The following is a 15380-nucleotide window of genomic DNA, read 5'->3' on the forward strand; positions in this document are numbered from 1 at the left end:
TTCTGGGCGCCCAGCAACGGGTTTTGTTAATAACTCCCGTTGAGTATTCGAAAGCAATCTAACGACCTGTGAGTTCTCACAGTAGTCAGCCATGCCTATTTAAACTTTCATGGGCTTACACACTTTATCCAATGGACGGGTAAGCGCTCATGACAACCTTCACTGTGTTTTTCTGTGGCACCGGCTCAACTAAATTCGATGACAGCAACGCCAATTACTGGAACGGCGAGCTGATTTCCACCCTGGCGCAAAACACCCAAAGCCTCAGTAAAGAGTTTGCCGAATGGATCGTTATCGACGGCCCCGGCAGCGGCAACCTGCAAGCCGACGAGATGTCCACGAAGTCCGGCAATTACTCTCAACTCAAGGGCACAGCCTTGGGTTCCGGCTGGGAAGACAACGTTACTCACGCCGCCAACATCATGAAAGGCACGTTTACCTGGCAGCGAGAGAAACTGACCGAGGAAAACTACAACCAACTGCAGAAAGCCGGTGTGCCCATTGAAGAGGTCAAGATCACCGGCAGTTGGTACTGGCGCACCTACGATTACGGTACGCGCAAAGTCACGCAACAAGCGCTGCAAGAGCAGATCATCAAGACCTTTCGCAAAGACGGCATCATTCCGACCCAGGTCAACCTGGTCGGTTGGAGTCGCGGCGGGATCAGCTGCCATATGCTCGCCAATGCCATGTTGAATGACAGCGTCTTAAAGACAGTGCCCGTTAACATCTTCGCCGTCGACCCGGTTCCCGGGCTCTTGAACTTCCAGGACAGTCGGGTAAAGCTCGGCTGTAACGTCAAAGAATACGTGGCTTTTTACGCCAGAGATGAACGCTCACTGGGCTTCGCGTGTGTGGTTCCTGAATGTGATAAAACCACCAAAGTTCATATCTATCCCATGCCCGGCCGCCACGCGACCTTAGTCGGCAATGCTGCCGCCAACGGCGACCAGGGTGCAAAGGTCTATGCAGAACCGGGCCAGATTGTTCGCCACTTTGCAGAGGTGTGCCTGACGCGTTGGGGTGTGCGCCTGGAAAAGAAACTTAATCTTTCGCCAGCACACATTAATGAACAGCTCGCGAAGATAAAAGCTGACCTGGGCGGGTATGTAAAAATGCGCAGTACGGTGTACACCACCAGTACGCAAACGGCAGGTGAGCGCAGCATTACCAAAGGCAGTAAGGATATTAAATTTACTGCAGCTACCAGTGCCGACTACAGCCCGGAGGCGGGGCTTTCAATCGAACACATCCTGAGCAGCGACTACTTTAAAGATATTGGCTGACGGGCGTAGTGAGTGTTCTACAGCCCCTCCCACCAAACGGTACACGCGTCTGGTGCAAGGGGCTTTTTGATCACTCAGGTATCGCTGTCGCCTTCGTTGTCATCGTCGTCTGGCGGGGCTTGCTGGTCATCGTCATCCTTGGAGCCACCCTGATCTTCATCACCGGCTTCCGACTCGCTCTTGGCCAGTTGCAGCCCACCCGTTTGTACCGTTTTCGCTGCCACAAACCCTGCCTGGCTGCCCTGCACCGGGTTATGCGCCCAGGCCGTCGACATCCCCAACGACAACAGCACCAGCACTTTTATCAACAGCACTACACGTTGAAAAATACTCATGGTCGATTTCCGTCCAGTCAGTAGATGAATCCTGCACGACAGCCGTTTACCGTCGCCAGGTTAGAAGCTAGTCCCAATGCCCGGTTTGCGCCAGGCCTCAGGTGTCACCGTCGTCATAGGTTTCACTGTCTTCCCCTTCGTTATAGGGGTTTTCCGCATCCTCCTTCGGCGCGGGTTGGGCTTGGGGTTGCCAACTGCCGGAGTTGACCTCGTTGTGCTTTTTCTTGGTGACGGGGCCGGTGTCTTTCCATTGGGGTGTGCCGGTGTCAGCCAGCGCCAACGTATGCGCCATGGCGATGGACAACGCCAGTGCCCCCAGCAGCAAATGGCTGGCACGTTGAGTTATACGCACGGTGGCCTCCTATTCCGTCGGTGAAAGGGTGAACTATTCGAAACGCTAGACCGGATGCTGGGTTAGCGCCAATTTCCCAGGCGGATGAAGATCAACATGTGGGAGCTGGCTTGCCTGCGATAGCGGCCCGTCAGCCAACCTATCAGTGACTGGCCCACCGCAATCGCAGGCAAGCCAGCTCCCACAATAGTCGGCGGTATACGCCCACAAAAAAGGGCGAAGCCATCACAGCTTCGCCCTTTTTATACCGCTCAGACCTTAATGGTGCTCACGCGTCGCGCGGAATTTAACATCCGGCCAGCGCTCTTCCATCAATGCCAGGTTCACCCGCGTCGGCGCCAGGTAGGTCAGGTGACCGCCGCCGTCCACCGCGAGGTTTTCCACGGCCTTGTTGGAGAACTCCTCCAACTTCTTCTTATCGCTGCAATCGATCCAGCGCGCGGAGTACACGGTGATCGGCTCGTAGGAGCATTCGACCTTGTATTCCTCTTTCAAGCGGCTGGCGACTACGTCGAACTGCAGAACACCGACGGCGCCGAGGATGATGTCGTTGCTGCGCTCGGGGAAGAACACCTGGGTGGCGCCCTCTTCCGCCAATTGCTGCAGGCCTTGGCGCAGTTGCTTGGACTTGAGCGGGTCCCGCAGGCGCACGCGGCGGAACAGTTCCGGGGCGAAGTGCGGGATACCGGTAAAGCCCAGCACTTCGCCTTCGGTGAAGGTGTCACCGATCTGGATGGTGCCGTGGTTGTGCAGGCCGATGATGTCGCCGGCGTAGGCTTCTTCGAGCTGTTCACGCTCGGAGGAGAAGAACGTCAGGGCGTCGCCGATGCGCACGTCCTTGCCGGTGCGCACGTGGCGCATCTTCATGCCTTTTTCGTATTTGCCCGAGCAGATACGCATGAAGGCGATACGGTCGCGGTGTTTAGGGTCCATGTTTGCCTGGATCTTGAACACGAAACCGGTGAATTTCTCTTCGACCGGTTCCACCGTACGCTCGTTGGCGACGCGGGCCAACGGCTTCGGCGCCCAGTTCACGACGGCGTCGAGTACGTGGTCGACACCGAAGTTGCCCAGCGCAGTACCGAAGAACACCGGCGTCAGCTGGCCGTCGCGGAATTCCTGCTGGTTGAACTCATGGCAGGCGCCCTGCACCAGTTCCAGCTGATCGACGAAGCGGTCGTACTCGTCACCCAGGTGGGCGCGGGCTTCGTCGGAATCGAGCTTCTCGATGATCTTGACGTCGGTACGCTCGTGGCCGTGACCGGCGGTGTAGACAATGATGTAGTCGTCGGCCAGGTGGTACACGCCCTTGAAGTCGCGGTAGCAACCGATTGGCCAAGTGATCGGCGCAGCCTTGATCTTCAGGACCGCTTCGATTTCATCCAGCAACTCGATGGGGTCGCGGATATCGCGGTCGAGTTTGTTGATGAAGCTGACGATGGGCGTGTCGCGCAGGCGGCACACGTCCATCAACGCGATGGTGCGTGGCTCAACGCCTTTACCGCCGTCGAGGACCATCAGGGCCGAGTCCACCGCAGTCAGGGTGCGGTAGGTATCTTCGGAGAAGTCCTCGTGACCCGGGGTGTCGAGCAGGTTGACCATGTGGTCGCGATACGGGAACTGCATGACCGACGTGGTAATGGAAATACCCCGTTGTTTTTCCATTTCCATCCAGTCGGAGGTGGCATGGCGGTCGGATTTGCGGGATTTCACCGTGCCGGCCACAGCGATTGCCTTGCCCATCAGCAGGAGCTTCTCGGTGATGGTAGTTTTACCGGCATCGGGGTGGGAAATAATGGCGAAAGTGCGGCGTTTCGCGACTTCGGCGGCCTGGTGGGTCATGGGAAATCGCCTGGCAGGTGAGTCAAAAAAGGGCGGCGAGTATAGCGCAAACCCAGGGAGCCAGACCACCGTTCACCCGATTGGGGGTGGCTAAATGCTGCCAAGTGTGGAACCTTTTAAAAGGTCGAGACGTCCACTCCCCTGCTACCGCACTCGGAACAGGGGCTGATAAATCAGCAAGTTAGCCTGACGAGGCTGCGCTCATGGCTTGATCGCATACCGCATTGCCGGTATCGACAAGCTGCATTTCGCGACCATATTTGCCGACAGCCAGGAATGGCATTGCCGCTCGGAAATGTGTTCGCCGACAAAAGAAAAAAAGGAGTCCGCCTGTGGCTATTCGCTATGGCAAAGGGCTGATAGGAGGAGCGGTTGTCGTCGCTCTCCTGGCCCTGCTGGTCCACTGGATCGGCATCAACACGATCGAACTGTACCGCGACGATTTGTTGTTTTACCTGCAAGCACACCTGATCCTCGTTCTAGTCTCCATGCTGGCCGCCCTTGTTGTAGGGATCCCCGCCGGTATCCTGCTCAGCCGACCGAATATGGTCGGGCGCGCAGAACGCTTCATGCAGATCTTCAACATCGGCAACACCGTCCCTCCCCTGGCCGTACTGGCCATCGCCCTCGGCGTCCTCGGCATTGGCAGTGGCCCGGCCATCTTCGCGTTGTTCCTCGCCTCGTTGCTGCCCATCGTGCGCAACACCTACGAAGGCCTCAAAAACGTTCAAGGCTCGCTGAAAGAAGCCGCCACCGGCATCGGCATGACGCCGCGCCAGGTGCTGTTTCGCGTGGAATTGCCCAACGCCGTGCCGATCATCATCGGCGGCGTGCGCGTGGCCCTGGCGATCAACGTCGGCACCGCACCGCTGGCGTTCCTGATTGGCGCCAACAGCCTGGGCAGCCTGATTTTCCCCGGCATCGCCCTGAACAATCAGCCGCAATTGCTGCTCGGCGCCGCGTGCACCGCGTTGCTGGCATTGCTGCTCGACGGTCTGGTGACCATGGCCAGCCGCCTCTGGCTGGAACGCGGGTTGCGTCCGTCTTAAGGCTTGGCAAAGGAAATCACATGAAAAAACTGACGTTGATATTGAGCTGCGTCCTGCTGTTTGCAGGCATTGCGCAAGCCGCCGAAAAACCGGTCATCCGCATCGGCGCCCGGGTGTTCACCGAACAGACCCTGCTCGCCGAAATCACTTCCCAGTACCTGCGCGCCAAGGGTTACGACACCCGTGTGACCGGCGGCCTGGGCAGCAACCTGGCGCGCAGTGCCCAGGAAAGCGGGCAACTGGACCTGATCTGGGAATACACCGGTGTGTCGCTGGTGGCCTACAACCATGTGGACGAGAAGCTCGACAGTGAACAGTCCTACGCCCGAGTGAAAGAACTCGACGCGAAAAAAGGCCTGGTCTGGCTCTCCCCGTCGAAGTTCAGCAACACCTATGCGCTGGCATTGCCGGAGAACGTGGCCAAGGAATTCCCGCAGGTCAACAGCATCAGCGACCTGACCCAAGCCCTGGCGGAAAAAACCAAAGGCACCCGCCTGGTGGCCCTGGACACCGAGTTCGCCAACCGTTCCGACGGCATGGCCGGCATGGTCAAGCTGTACGACATGAACCTCACACGCAAAAACACTCGGCAGATGGACGCCGGCCTGGTCTACACCGCGCTGCGTAATGGCCAGGTGTTTGCCGGTTTGGTCTACACCACCGACGGTCGCTTGAACGCCTTCAAATTGAAGCTGCTCGAAGACGACAAGCATTACTTCCCGGACTACACCGCCGCGCCCGTGGTGCGTCAGGTTTATCTGGATGCTCACCCGCAGCTGGAAGCTGACCTCAAGCCTCTGGCCGCGCTGTTCGACGATGCAACCATGCGCCAGCTCAATGCGCGGGTCGACGTCGACCATGAGAGCCCGTCCGCCGTGGCCGCAGATTTCCTGCGCCAACATCCGATCAACCCATAAGAGGAGAAGACATGGAATTTCTGAACGCCTTTTCCCATCTTGATTGGGCACAAGTCCTGCACCTGACCTGGCAGCACATCACCCTGGTCGGCATTGCAGTCATCCTGGCAATCGTCGTCGGCGTGCCCCTGGGCGTACTGATGACGCGCTTCCCAACGCTCGCCGGCCCGTTGCAAGCCAGCGCCACGGTGTTGCTGACCGTGCCGTCCATCGCCCTATTCGGCCTGCTGCTGCCGTTCTACTCCAAGTTCGGCCAGGGCCTGGGGCCGATGCCGGCGATTACCGCCGTGTTCCTCTACTCCCTGCTGCCGATCATGCGTAACACCTACCTCGCCCTCACCGGCGTGGAACCGGGCATTCGCGAAGCCGCCAAAGGCATCGGCATGACCTTCGGCCAGCGCCTGCGCATGGTCGAGCTGCCCATCGCCGTACCGGTGATCCTCGCCGGTGTGCGCACCGCCGTGGTGATGAACATTGGTGTGATGACCATCGCCGCCACCATCGGCGCCGGTGGCCTGGGTGTACTTATTCTGGCTTCCATCAGCCGCAGCGACATGTCGATGCTGATCGTCGGCGCCGTGCTGGTCAGTCTCCTGGCCATCTTCGCCGACCTGCTTCTGCAATGGCTGCAACGCTCGCTGACTCCAAAAGGACTGCTCAAATGATCGAACTTCAAAACCTGACCAAGACTTTTCAAAGCAACGGCAAAACAGTCTCCGCCGTGAACGACGTAAGCCTGACCGTCAACGAAGGCGAGATTTGCGTATTCCTCGGCCCATCGGGTTGCGGCAAGAGCACCACGCTGAAAATGATCAACCGCCTGATCAAGCCCACCTCGGGCAAGATCCTGATCAACGGCGAAGACACCACCGACCTGGATGAGGTGACCCTGCGTCGCAACATCGGTTATGTGATCCAGCAGATTGGTCTGTTCCCGAACATGACCATCGAGGAAAACATCGTGGTGGTGCCCAAGCTGCTCGGTTGGGACAAACAGAAATGCCACGACCGCGCCCGCGAGTTGATGAGCATGATCAAGCTGGAACCCAAGCAATACCTGCATCGCTACCCGCGTGAACTGTCGGGTGGCCAGCAGCAGCGGATCGGTGTGATCCGCGCACTGGCCGCCGATGCGCCGCTGCTGTTGATGGACGAACCGTTCGGCGCAGTCGACCCGATCAACCGCGAGATGATCCAGAACGAGTTCTTCGAAATGCAGCGCGCGCTGAACAAGACCGTGATCATGGTCAGCCACGACATCGACGAAGCCATCAAGCTGGGCGACAAAATCGCCATCTTCCGCGCCGGCAAACTGCTGCAGATTGACCACCCGGACACGCTGCTGGCGCATCCGGCGGATGAATTTGTGAGCAATTTCGTCGGCCAGGACAGCACCCTCAAGCGCCTGCTGCTGGTGAGAGCCGAAGACGCCGCAGACAACGCCCCGTCGGTGAGCCCGGAAACCCCAGTGGCCGAGGCGCTGGAGCTGATGGACGAAACCGACCGTCGTTACGTGGTGGTCACCTGCGCCGAGAACAAGGCGCTGGGTTATGTACGACGTCGCGACCTGCACCGTCAGACCGGTACTTGCGGCCAGTACTTGCGCGAATTCAACGCCACGGCGGCGTACGACGAGCACTTGCGCATCCTGCTGTCGCGCATGTACGAGTTCAACCGCTCGTGGTTGCCGGTGATGGACGCTGAGCGGGTGTTCCTGGGTGAAGTGACCCAGGAGTCGATTGCCGAGTACCTGAGCTCCGGTAAGTCGCGTGGCGGCAAGACCAGCATCGTTTCGCCCGCCGAAACCGCGCTGGCCTGACCAATGATCGTTCCCGCGCTCCGCGTGGGAATGCCGCCTGGGACGCTCCGCGTCCCGCCTTTCGTGACGCAGAGCGTCACCGCATACGTTCCCACGCAGAGCGTGGGAACGATCATTCTTGCCCCTCCTGGGGAACATCAATCCGTCACACCGGTCGGTTACATAAGTAGCTGCACGCGGCTCCGCGACGAACGCGTGCAAAAACGCGACATTTTTAGTTGATCTATGGCCCCTCACGTCCTAAAGTTCGCGCCGAACGTCCATGCTGGAAACGATCCATCCGGCTCAAGTACTGACGACGAGACAGCAAGGCCAAGGGAAGCGTCTATTCCCATGGCCTTTTTGCTTTCGGCGACATGCCTTGGGAAGTAGGCGAACCAAAGTGGGGATACGGAGGACGTTCATTTGCACCCATTGATCAATTCAGTTTGCCCTTAGGAGTTCCCAGCATGTCGATCAACGTCGAAGATTATTTCGCGCGCGCCACTTTTGACAAAATGAAGGCGTTCGCCGACAAGCAAGAAACCCCGTTCGTGGTGATCGACACCGCGATGATCAGCCAGGCCTACGATGACCTGCGCGCCGGTTTCGAATTCGCCAAAGTCTATTACGCGGTCAAGGCCAACCCGGCCGTCGAGATCATCGACCTGTTGAAAGACAAGGGTTCGAGCTTCGACATCGCCTCGATCTACGAGCTGGACAAGGTCATGGATCGCGGCGTCAGCCCCGACCGTATCAGCTACGGCAACACCATCAAGAAATCCAAGGACATCCGCTACTTCTATGAGAAGGGCGTGCGTCTGTTCTCCACCGACTCCGAAGCCGACCTGCGCAACATCGCCAAGGCTGCGCCAGGCTCGAAAGTCTACGTGCGTATCCTCACCGAAGGCTCGACCACGGCTGACTGGCCTTTGTCGCGCAAATTCGGTTGCCAGACCGACATGGCCATGGACCTGCTGATCCTTGCCCGCGACCTGGGCCTGGTGCCGTACGGCATCTCCTTCCACGTCGGCTCGCAGCAGCGCGACATCAGCGTGTGGGACGCGGCGATCGCCAAGGTCAAAGTGATCTTCGAGCGCCTGAAAGAAGAAGATGGCATTCATCTGAAGCTGATCAACATGGGCGGCGGCTTCCCGGCCAACTACATCACCCGCACCAACAGCCTGGAAACCTACGCCGAAGAAATCATCCGCTTCCTCAAGGAAGATTTCGGCGACGACCTGCCGGAAATCATCCTGGAGCCGGGCCGTTCGTTGATCGCCAACGCCGGCATCCTGGTCAGTGAAGTGGTATTGGTTGCGCGTAAATCCCGTACCGCTGTCGAGCGTTGGGTGTACACCGATGTGGGCAAATTCTCCGGCCTGATCGAAACCATGGACGAAGCCATCAAGTTCCCGATCTGGACCGAGAAGAAAGGCGAGATGGAAGAAGTGGTCATCGCCGGCCCAACCTGCGACAGCGCCGATATCATGTACGAAAACTACAAGTACGGCCTGCCGCTGAACCTGGCGATTGGTGATCGTTTGTACTGGTTGTCGACCGGTGCCTACACCACCAGCTACAGCGCAGTTGAGTTCAATGGCTTCCCACCGTTGAAGTCCTACTACGTTTAACGCTGAGTGATCGTTCCCACGCTCTGCGTGGGAACGCATCCGGTGACGCTCCGCGTCACGCCTTCAAGTACGGACGCAGAGCGTCCAGACCGGCATTCCCACGCAGAGCGTGGGAACGATCAAGTTCGGTAGCACGCTGCTGGTACACCGCGGCCATTGCCCGAATCTGCGGATCACCCGCCGCCGCCAGCGCGGTATACGCTGTTCGCAAAAACTTCAAATTCCCGCCTGCCAGGGCTTTGCGCAACCACTCCAGGGCATCGTCGACCTGCCCTTTATCGGCCAGCACCGCCGCATAACTGAACTGCCCGCGAAAATCCCCACCTTCGGCTGAACGTCGGTACCACTGCACAGCCGCATCCAGATCCCTTGGGCAATACTGACCGTCGTCCAAATAACGACCCAGCAGGTTCATCGACTTGGCGTGGCCCTGCTCGGCCGCCTGGCGGTACAGCGCCAGCGCCTGCGGTCGGTCTTCAGCGACACCGCGACCGGCCGCGAGCAAATTGGCGTAGTTGTATTGCGCCCAATCCAGCCCAGCCTCTGCCGCCAGGCGAAACTCGCGCGCCGCTGCCGCTTCGTCCACTGCGCAACCCCAGCCATGTTCCAGGCAACGCCCCGCCATATTGCGCGCAATTAAATGCCCGCCTTGGGCCGCAATCTGGAACCAGCGCAATGCCAGCGCTTGATCACGCGCAATGCCGCGCCCTTCCAGCAGGATTTGCCCGAGCAAGGCCTGGGCGTCGATCACGCCCTCCTTCGCCGCCATCAGGATCGCCTGGGCGGCGCGCACCGGCGAGTCGTCGAGCATGGACTGCAATTGTTCGACGTTGAGCACTTCTTCACGGCGCAATAAAAAGCCCACGTCAGACCTCAACCCAGCGGCGCAGCAGGTTGTGGTAGGTGCCGGTGAGCTGGATCAGCGCCGGGTGGTCCGGCACATCGCGAGTCAGTTGCTGGATCGCGCCGTCCATCTCGAACAGCAAGGTGCGCTGGCTGTCTTCGCGCACCAGGCTTTGGGTCCAGAAGAACGAGGCGTAGCGCGCACCGCGGGTTACGGCGTTGACCTTATGCAAGCTGGAGCCTGGGTACAGCACCATGTCGCCGGCCGGCAGTTTTACCCGCTGCAGGCCGAAAGTGTCCTGGATCTCCAGCTCGCCGCCGTCGTATTCATCCGGGTCGCTGAAAAACAATGTGGACGACAGATCAGTGCGCACCCGCTCATGGCTGCCTCGCGCCTGGCGCACGGCATTATCGATATGGAAGTCGAAACTGCCGCCCGCCGTGTAGCAATTAAGCAGCGGCGGGAAGACTTTGTGCGGCAGCGCCGCTGACATGAACAAGGGGTTTTTCCACAACCGTTCGAGCATCGCCGCGCCGATTTCCTTGGCCAGCGGGTGGCCTTCGGGCAATTGCAGGTTGTGTTTGGCTTTGGCGGACTGGTGCCCGGCGGTGATTTTACCGTCGGCCCACTCGGTGGTTTCCAGGGCTTGGCGAATGCGCAGCACCTCCTCGCGAGAGAACAGGCCGGGAATGTGCAGCAGCATGGGGCGTCACCTGAAATCAGAGAGGCGCCAATGGTATTGATTCCTATCCGCTGTGTAAAACACAGCAGACAGACGCGCGCAAAAACGCCCGGCCCAAACCCACGCATCGGATGCGCGAGAGATTTACATGTAAAACAGAATATTTCTCGTTAACCCACGGCATAATGCGCGCCGTGACCTACTATCCAGCTCAGCGAGGCCGTCCGACGTGTTGAAGAAAACCCTGTTCCAGTTGCACTGGTTCTTCGGCATTACCGCCGGGCTGGTGTTGGCATTGATGGGGATCACCGGGGCCACGGTCTCGTTTCAGGATGAAATTCTGCGCGCACTCAACCCCACGGTACTGCATGTCGAAAAACGCGAAGCCGGCGTGCTGCCGCCTGCGGAGCTGGTGCGCAAGCTGGAAGCCACCGAAGGCAAGACCGTGTCAATGCTGTGGGTGGAAAGCGAAAGCGGCAACGCCGCGCGCGTGTTCTTCACCGCACCGCCCGGCGAGCGTCGTGGCCAGATGCGCTACTTCGACCCCTACACCGGCGACTACCTGGGCGACGCCGTCGGCCAGGACTTCTTCGGTTTTGTGCTGCAACTGCACCGCTTCCTGGCCATGGGCGACACCGGCCGGCAAATCACCGGCGCCTGCACGCTGATCCTGGTGTTTTTCTGCCTCTCGGGCCTGTACCTGCGCTGGCCGCGCCAAGTGGCAAGCTGGCGCGCCTGGCTGACCCTGGACTGGCGCAAAAAGGGCCGCAGCTTCAACTGGGATTTGCACTCGGTGTTCGGCACCTGGTGCCTGCTGTTCTATCTGTTCGCGGCGCTGACCGGCTTGTCGTGGTCCTACGATTGGTACAACCAGGGCCTGACCAAGCTGTTGTCCGACGCCCCGAACAACGAGCGCATGCGCAAACGCGGCCCACCACCCGCAGGCCCTGCGCCGGTGGCCAATTACGACGCCATCTGGAGCAGCATCTACGCCAACGCCGGCCCCGGCTTGAGCGCTTACAACATCCGCATGCCGGCCGTCGCCGGGCAACCGGCGATTGTCTATTACCTGCTCAAAACCTCGCCTCACGACCGCGCGCTGAACCAGATCAACCTCGACCCGGCCACCGGCGAGGTCAACTTCCACGACCGCTACGCCAGCAAGACCCTCAAGTCGCAATGGCTGACCAGTATTTATGCGCTGCACACCGGCAGTTATTTCGGCCTGATCGGGCGCATCGTTCTCACCGTCAGCGCGCTGTGCATGCCGCTGTTTTTTATCACCGGCTGGCTGCTGTACCTCGACCGTCGACGCAAAAAACGCCAGGTACGCGATGCACGCAAAGGCCTCGGCGCCAACCCCGGCGATGCCCCGGCCTGGCTGATCGGCTTTGCCAGCCAGAGTGGTTTTGCCGAGCAACTGGCGTGGCAGACGGCAGGGCAATTACAGGCCGCCGGCTTGCCGGTGAAGGTGCAGCCCTTGGGCACTGTCAGCCAGGACGACCTGCGCCAATCAGAAAACGCGCTGTTCGTGGTCAGCACGTTCGGCGACGGTGAAGCCCCCGACAGCGCCCGTGGGTTTGAGCGCAGTGTGCTCGGCCAAGACCTGTCGCTCAAAGGCCTGAACTACTCGGTACTGGCCCTGGGTGATCGCCAATACCAACACTTTTGCGGCTTTGCCCGGCGCCTGCATTTCTGGCTGACTCACCAAGGCGGCAACCCGTTGTTCGCGCCGGTGGAAGTCGACAGCGGTGACACCGACGCCTTGCTCACCTGGCAACAGCAACTGGGCCAGCTCACCGGTCACGCGCCAGCAGCGGCGTGGCAGAGCGCCCAGTATGAAAACTGGACCCTGACTCAGCGCCGCTTGCTCAACCGTGGCAGTGTCGGTTCAGATATTTACTTGCTCGGCCTAACCCCGCCCTCGCCGCACAGCTGGCTGGCCGGTGACCTGGTCGAAGTGCTGCCGCGCAATTGCCCCTGGGCCATCGAACACTTCCTCGAAGGCCTGGGCCTGGCCGGCAGCGATGGCGTGCTGATCGACGGCCTGGCGCAAACCCTCAGCCAAGCCCTGGCCACCCGCCAACTGCCGGAAAACCGCGCGCACTTGGTCGGCCTGCATGCCCAAGCACTGGTGGACGCCTTGGTACCCTTGGGCATGCGCGAATACTCCATCGCCTCGATTGCCAGCGACGGCATTCTGGAGCTGATCGTGCGCCAGGAACGGCACCCCGACGGCAGCCTGGGCCTGGGTTCGGGCTGGCTGACGGAACACGCCGCCCTCGGCTCCAGCATCAGCCTGCGCCTGCGCCGCAACAGCGGCTTCCATTTGCCGGACGCGCCGATGCCGCTGATCCTGCTGGGCAACGGCACCGGCCTTGCCGGCCTGCGCAGCTTGCTCAAGGCGCGCATTGCCGATGGCCAGCAGCGCAACTGGTTGCTGTTCGGCGAGCGCAATATCGCCCATGACTACTTGTGCCAGGACGAACTGCAAGGCTGGCTGGCCAGCGGCGATCTGGCCCTGCTGGACCTGGCGTTTTCGCGGGATCAGGAAGAGAAGATCTATGTGCAGGATCGCCTGCGCGAGTCGGCGGACGTGCTGCGCCGATGGCTGGCGGAAGGCGCCGCGATTTATGTCTGCGGCAGTTTGCAGGGCATGGCGACCGGCGTGGATCAGGTGTTGCACGAGGTGCTGGGCAGCGAGGCGGTGGAGCGGTTGATCGAGCAAGGGCGTTATCGTCGCGACGTCTACTGATTGATCGTTCCCACGCTCTGCGTGGGAATGCATCTTGTGACGCTCCGCGTCACGACTTTAAAAGCGGACGCAGAGCGTCCATAGCGGCATTCCCACGCAGAGCGTGGGAACGATCGTCTCACACCGCATTCGCAGGCAAGCCAGCTCCCACAGGTTTGAATGCATTTCAGGTCAGACGGGCTGCAGTTTTTGCTCGAACACGGAGACCCCATCCAAGTCGCGCAATATCACGGTCATCTCCGCCGTCTGCCCATCAATCTGCACCTCACCAAAAAACTGAAATCCGGCGAACGGTGAAGTGTTTTGCGCAGGTGGCGCCTTCTCGAACACCACTTCAGGGCCAAACGTCTTGTCCAGTGGATTAGGCCCGAAACTGCCGGCATTCAACGGCCCGGCCACAAACTCCCAGAACGGCTCGAAATCCTGAAACGCCGCCCGATCCGGGTGGTAGTGATGCGCCGCGCAGTAGTGCACATCCGCCGTCAGCCACACATGGTTGCGCACCTGCTGGGCACGCAAAAAGCCCAACAGCTCGGCAATTTCCAATTCGCGGCCTTGCGCCGGACCTGGGTCATTGTTGGCGATGGCTTCCCAGCGCGGCACGCCGGGGCTGACCTCACCGTCGGGCACGCCAAGGCCGATGGGCATGTCGGCGGCGATCACTTTCCATTGCGCCTGGGAGGCCTTGAGTTCGCGCTTGAGCCAGTCCAATTGCTCACGACCGAGAAAGGGCTTTTCGCCGCCCAGGTTGTCATCGTTGGGGCCGCGATAGCTGCGCATATCCAGCACAAACACATCCAGCAATGGCCCGTAGCTGAGCTTGCGATAAATCCGCCCGCCGCCGTCGGCGCTTTGCCGGCGCATCGGTGAATATTCCAGCCAGGCCTGGCGCGCACGGCCGACCAGGGTGTTGATGTCTTTGGTCTGATAACGCTCATCAAGCTGCTTGCTCGGCGACCAGTTATTCACCACCTCGTGGTCGTCCCACTGCCAGATCTGCGGCACCTCGGCATTAAAGCGGCGCACGTTTTCGTCAAGCAGGTTGTAGCGGTAATTGCCGCGATAGTCGTCCAGGGTTTCGGCGACTTTGCTCTTGGCCTCGGTGGTGATGTTGCGCCAAATCCTCCCGTCTTCAACGGTCAACTGGGCCGGCACCGGGCCGTCGGCGTAGATGGTGTCGCCGCTGTGGATAAAAAAGTCCGGCAGGCGCAGGCGCATGGCTTCGTAGATGCGCATGCCGCCGATGTCCGGGTTGATGCCGAAGCCCTGGCCGACGGTGTCGCCGCTCCACACAAAACGGATGTCGCGCCGTTGCTGCGGCACGCTGCGCAAGTGGCCGAACCACGGCTCGCTGGCGACGCCGGTCTGGGCATCTTCGAAATGCACGCGGTAGAAAATCGCCTGGTCGACGGGCAGCCCGGTGAGTTCGACGCGGGCGGTAAAGTCGGTGCGGCTGTCGGCCAGTGGCGAGATGAATTTGCGCGGGTTGCTGAATACGCTGCGAGTGTCCCACTCCACCACCATTTTTGCCGGGCGGTCGCTGCGGCTCCAGATCATCGCGCGGTCGCCCAGCAGGTCGCCGGACTGCACGCCGTCGGTGAGTTGCGGCCGGTCCTTGACCGAGGCGATCACCGCCGGCGCCAGGCCCGGCAGTAACAACCCGGCGCCGACGGCTTGCATCACACGGCGACGGCCGAGATCGAAGTGGCTCATGCAGGTGCCCTCTTGAGGATCAAAAGGACAACTAAAGCATGGCGGGATGAAGCAGTGATGACACCCGTTTCAGCAACCGTGGAGATCCAAATGTGGGAGCGGGCTTGCTCGCGAAAGCGCAGTGTCAGTCACCGAATAGAGTGACTGACAGATTGCATTCGCGAGCAAGCCCG

The 15380-nt window shown here is 60.2% G+C and carries 13 protein-coding genes; 7 read left to right on the forward strand and 6 right to left on the reverse strand.

The window, feature by feature from the left end; translation table 11 throughout:
* Nucleotides 1–149: 149 nt before the first annotated feature.
* On the forward strand, nucleotides 150–1286 hold the full coding sequence (locus tag HX783_RS08055; protein WP_177016528.1) for a hypothetical protein: 1137 nt from the start codon (nucleotides 150–152) through the stop codon (nucleotides 1284–1286).
* Between the two features lie 74 nt (nucleotides 1287–1360).
* Here the strand turns inward: HX783_RS08055 and HX783_RS08060 are convergent, their stop codons facing one another.
* The 3 genes from HX783_RS08060 to HX783_RS08070 form a co-directional block, all read right to left on the reverse strand.
* Nucleotides 1361–1621, reverse strand: coding sequence for a hypothetical protein (locus HX783_RS08060; RefSeq protein ID WP_177016529.1), 261 nt, complete (start codon nucleotides 1619–1621; stop codon nucleotides 1361–1363).
* 97 nt (nucleotides 1622–1718) lie between these two features.
* Complete coding sequence (locus HX783_RS08065) at nucleotides 1719–1973, reverse strand: hypothetical protein (protein ID WP_177016530.1); 255 nt, start codon at nucleotides 1971–1973, stop codon at nucleotides 1719–1721.
* A 258-nt stretch (nucleotides 1974–2231) separates the two neighbouring features.
* Nucleotides 2232–3815 carry a peptide chain release factor 3 gene (locus HX783_RS08070; protein ID WP_177016531.1) on the reverse strand — a complete coding sequence of 528 codons (1584 nt, stop codon included), beginning with the start codon at nucleotides 3813–3815 and terminating at the stop codon, nucleotides 2232–2234.
* 332 nt (nucleotides 3816–4147) lie between these two features.
* On the opposite strand from HX783_RS08070, the gene HX783_RS08075 reads away from it, so the two are divergent.
* The 5 genes from HX783_RS08075 to HX783_RS08095 all read left to right on the forward strand — a co-directional run bounded on the left by HX783_RS08075 (nucleotide 4148) and on the right by HX783_RS08095 (nucleotide 9213).
* Nucleotides 4148–4864 carry an ABC transporter permease gene (locus HX783_RS08075; protein ID WP_025856261.1) on the forward strand — a complete coding sequence of 239 codons (717 nt, stop codon included), beginning with the start codon at nucleotides 4148–4150 and terminating at the stop codon, nucleotides 4862–4864.
* A 20-nt stretch (nucleotides 4865–4884) separates the two neighbouring features.
* The gene (locus HX783_RS08080; RefSeq protein ID WP_177016532.1) at nucleotides 4885–5781 is read left to right on the forward strand and encodes a glycine betaine ABC transporter substrate-binding protein; all 897 of its coding nucleotides are present in this window, start codon (nucleotides 4885–4887) and stop codon (nucleotides 5779–5781) included.
* 11 nt (nucleotides 5782–5792) lie between these two features.
* Nucleotides 5793–6446 carry an ABC transporter permease gene (locus HX783_RS08085; protein ID WP_027604864.1) on the forward strand — a complete coding sequence of 218 codons (654 nt, stop codon included), beginning with the start codon at nucleotides 5793–5795 and terminating at the stop codon, nucleotides 6444–6446.
* Nucleotides 6443–7600, forward strand: a complete 1158-nt coding sequence (locus HX783_RS08090) for a betaine/proline/choline family ABC transporter ATP-binding protein (RefSeq protein ID WP_177016533.1) — start codon at nucleotides 6443–6445, stop codon at nucleotides 7598–7600. The genes HX783_RS08085 and HX783_RS08090 overlap by 4 nt, the downstream gene beginning before the upstream one ends.
* A gap of 449 nt (nucleotides 7601–8049) precedes the next feature.
* Nucleotides 8050–9213, forward strand: a complete 1164-nt coding sequence (locus tag HX783_RS08095) for a type III PLP-dependent enzyme (protein WP_053254366.1) — start codon at nucleotides 8050–8052, stop codon at nucleotides 9211–9213.
* A gap of 55 nt (nucleotides 9214–9268) precedes the next feature.
* Here the strand turns inward: HX783_RS08095 and HX783_RS08100 are convergent, their stop codons facing one another.
* Both HX783_RS08100 and HX783_RS08105 read right to left on the reverse strand, forming a co-directional pair.
* Nucleotides 9269–10078, reverse strand: a complete 810-nt coding sequence (locus HX783_RS08100) for a tetratricopeptide repeat protein (protein WP_177016534.1) — start codon at nucleotides 10076–10078, stop codon at nucleotides 9269–9271.
* 1 nt (nucleotide 10079) lies between these two features.
* Entirely contained in the window at nucleotides 10080–10760 is a 681-nt protein-coding gene (locus tag HX783_RS08105; RefSeq protein ID WP_159954203.1) for a Fe2+-dependent dioxygenase, read from the reverse strand.
* A gap of 208 nt (nucleotides 10761–10968) precedes the next feature.
* On the opposite strand from HX783_RS08105, the gene HX783_RS08110 reads away from it, so the two are divergent.
* A complete protein-coding gene (locus HX783_RS08110; RefSeq protein ID WP_177016535.1) occupies nucleotides 10969–13494 on the forward strand; it encodes a sulfite reductase flavoprotein subunit alpha in 2526 nt (841 codons plus the stop codon).
* Between the two features lie 171 nt (nucleotides 13495–13665).
* Here HX783_RS08110 and HX783_RS08115 read toward each other — a convergent pair whose 3' ends face one another.
* On the reverse strand, nucleotides 13666–15207 hold the full coding sequence (locus tag HX783_RS08115) for an alkaline phosphatase (RefSeq protein WP_177016536.1): 1542 nt from the start codon (nucleotides 15205–15207) through the stop codon (nucleotides 13666–13668).
* Between the last annotated feature and the right edge of the window lie 173 nt (nucleotides 15208–15380).

Origin of the sequence: Pseudomonas sp. D2002 (assembly GCF_013385735.1) — a bacterium.
GTDB lineage: Bacteria > Pseudomonadota > Gammaproteobacteria > Pseudomonadales > Pseudomonadaceae > Aquipseudomonas.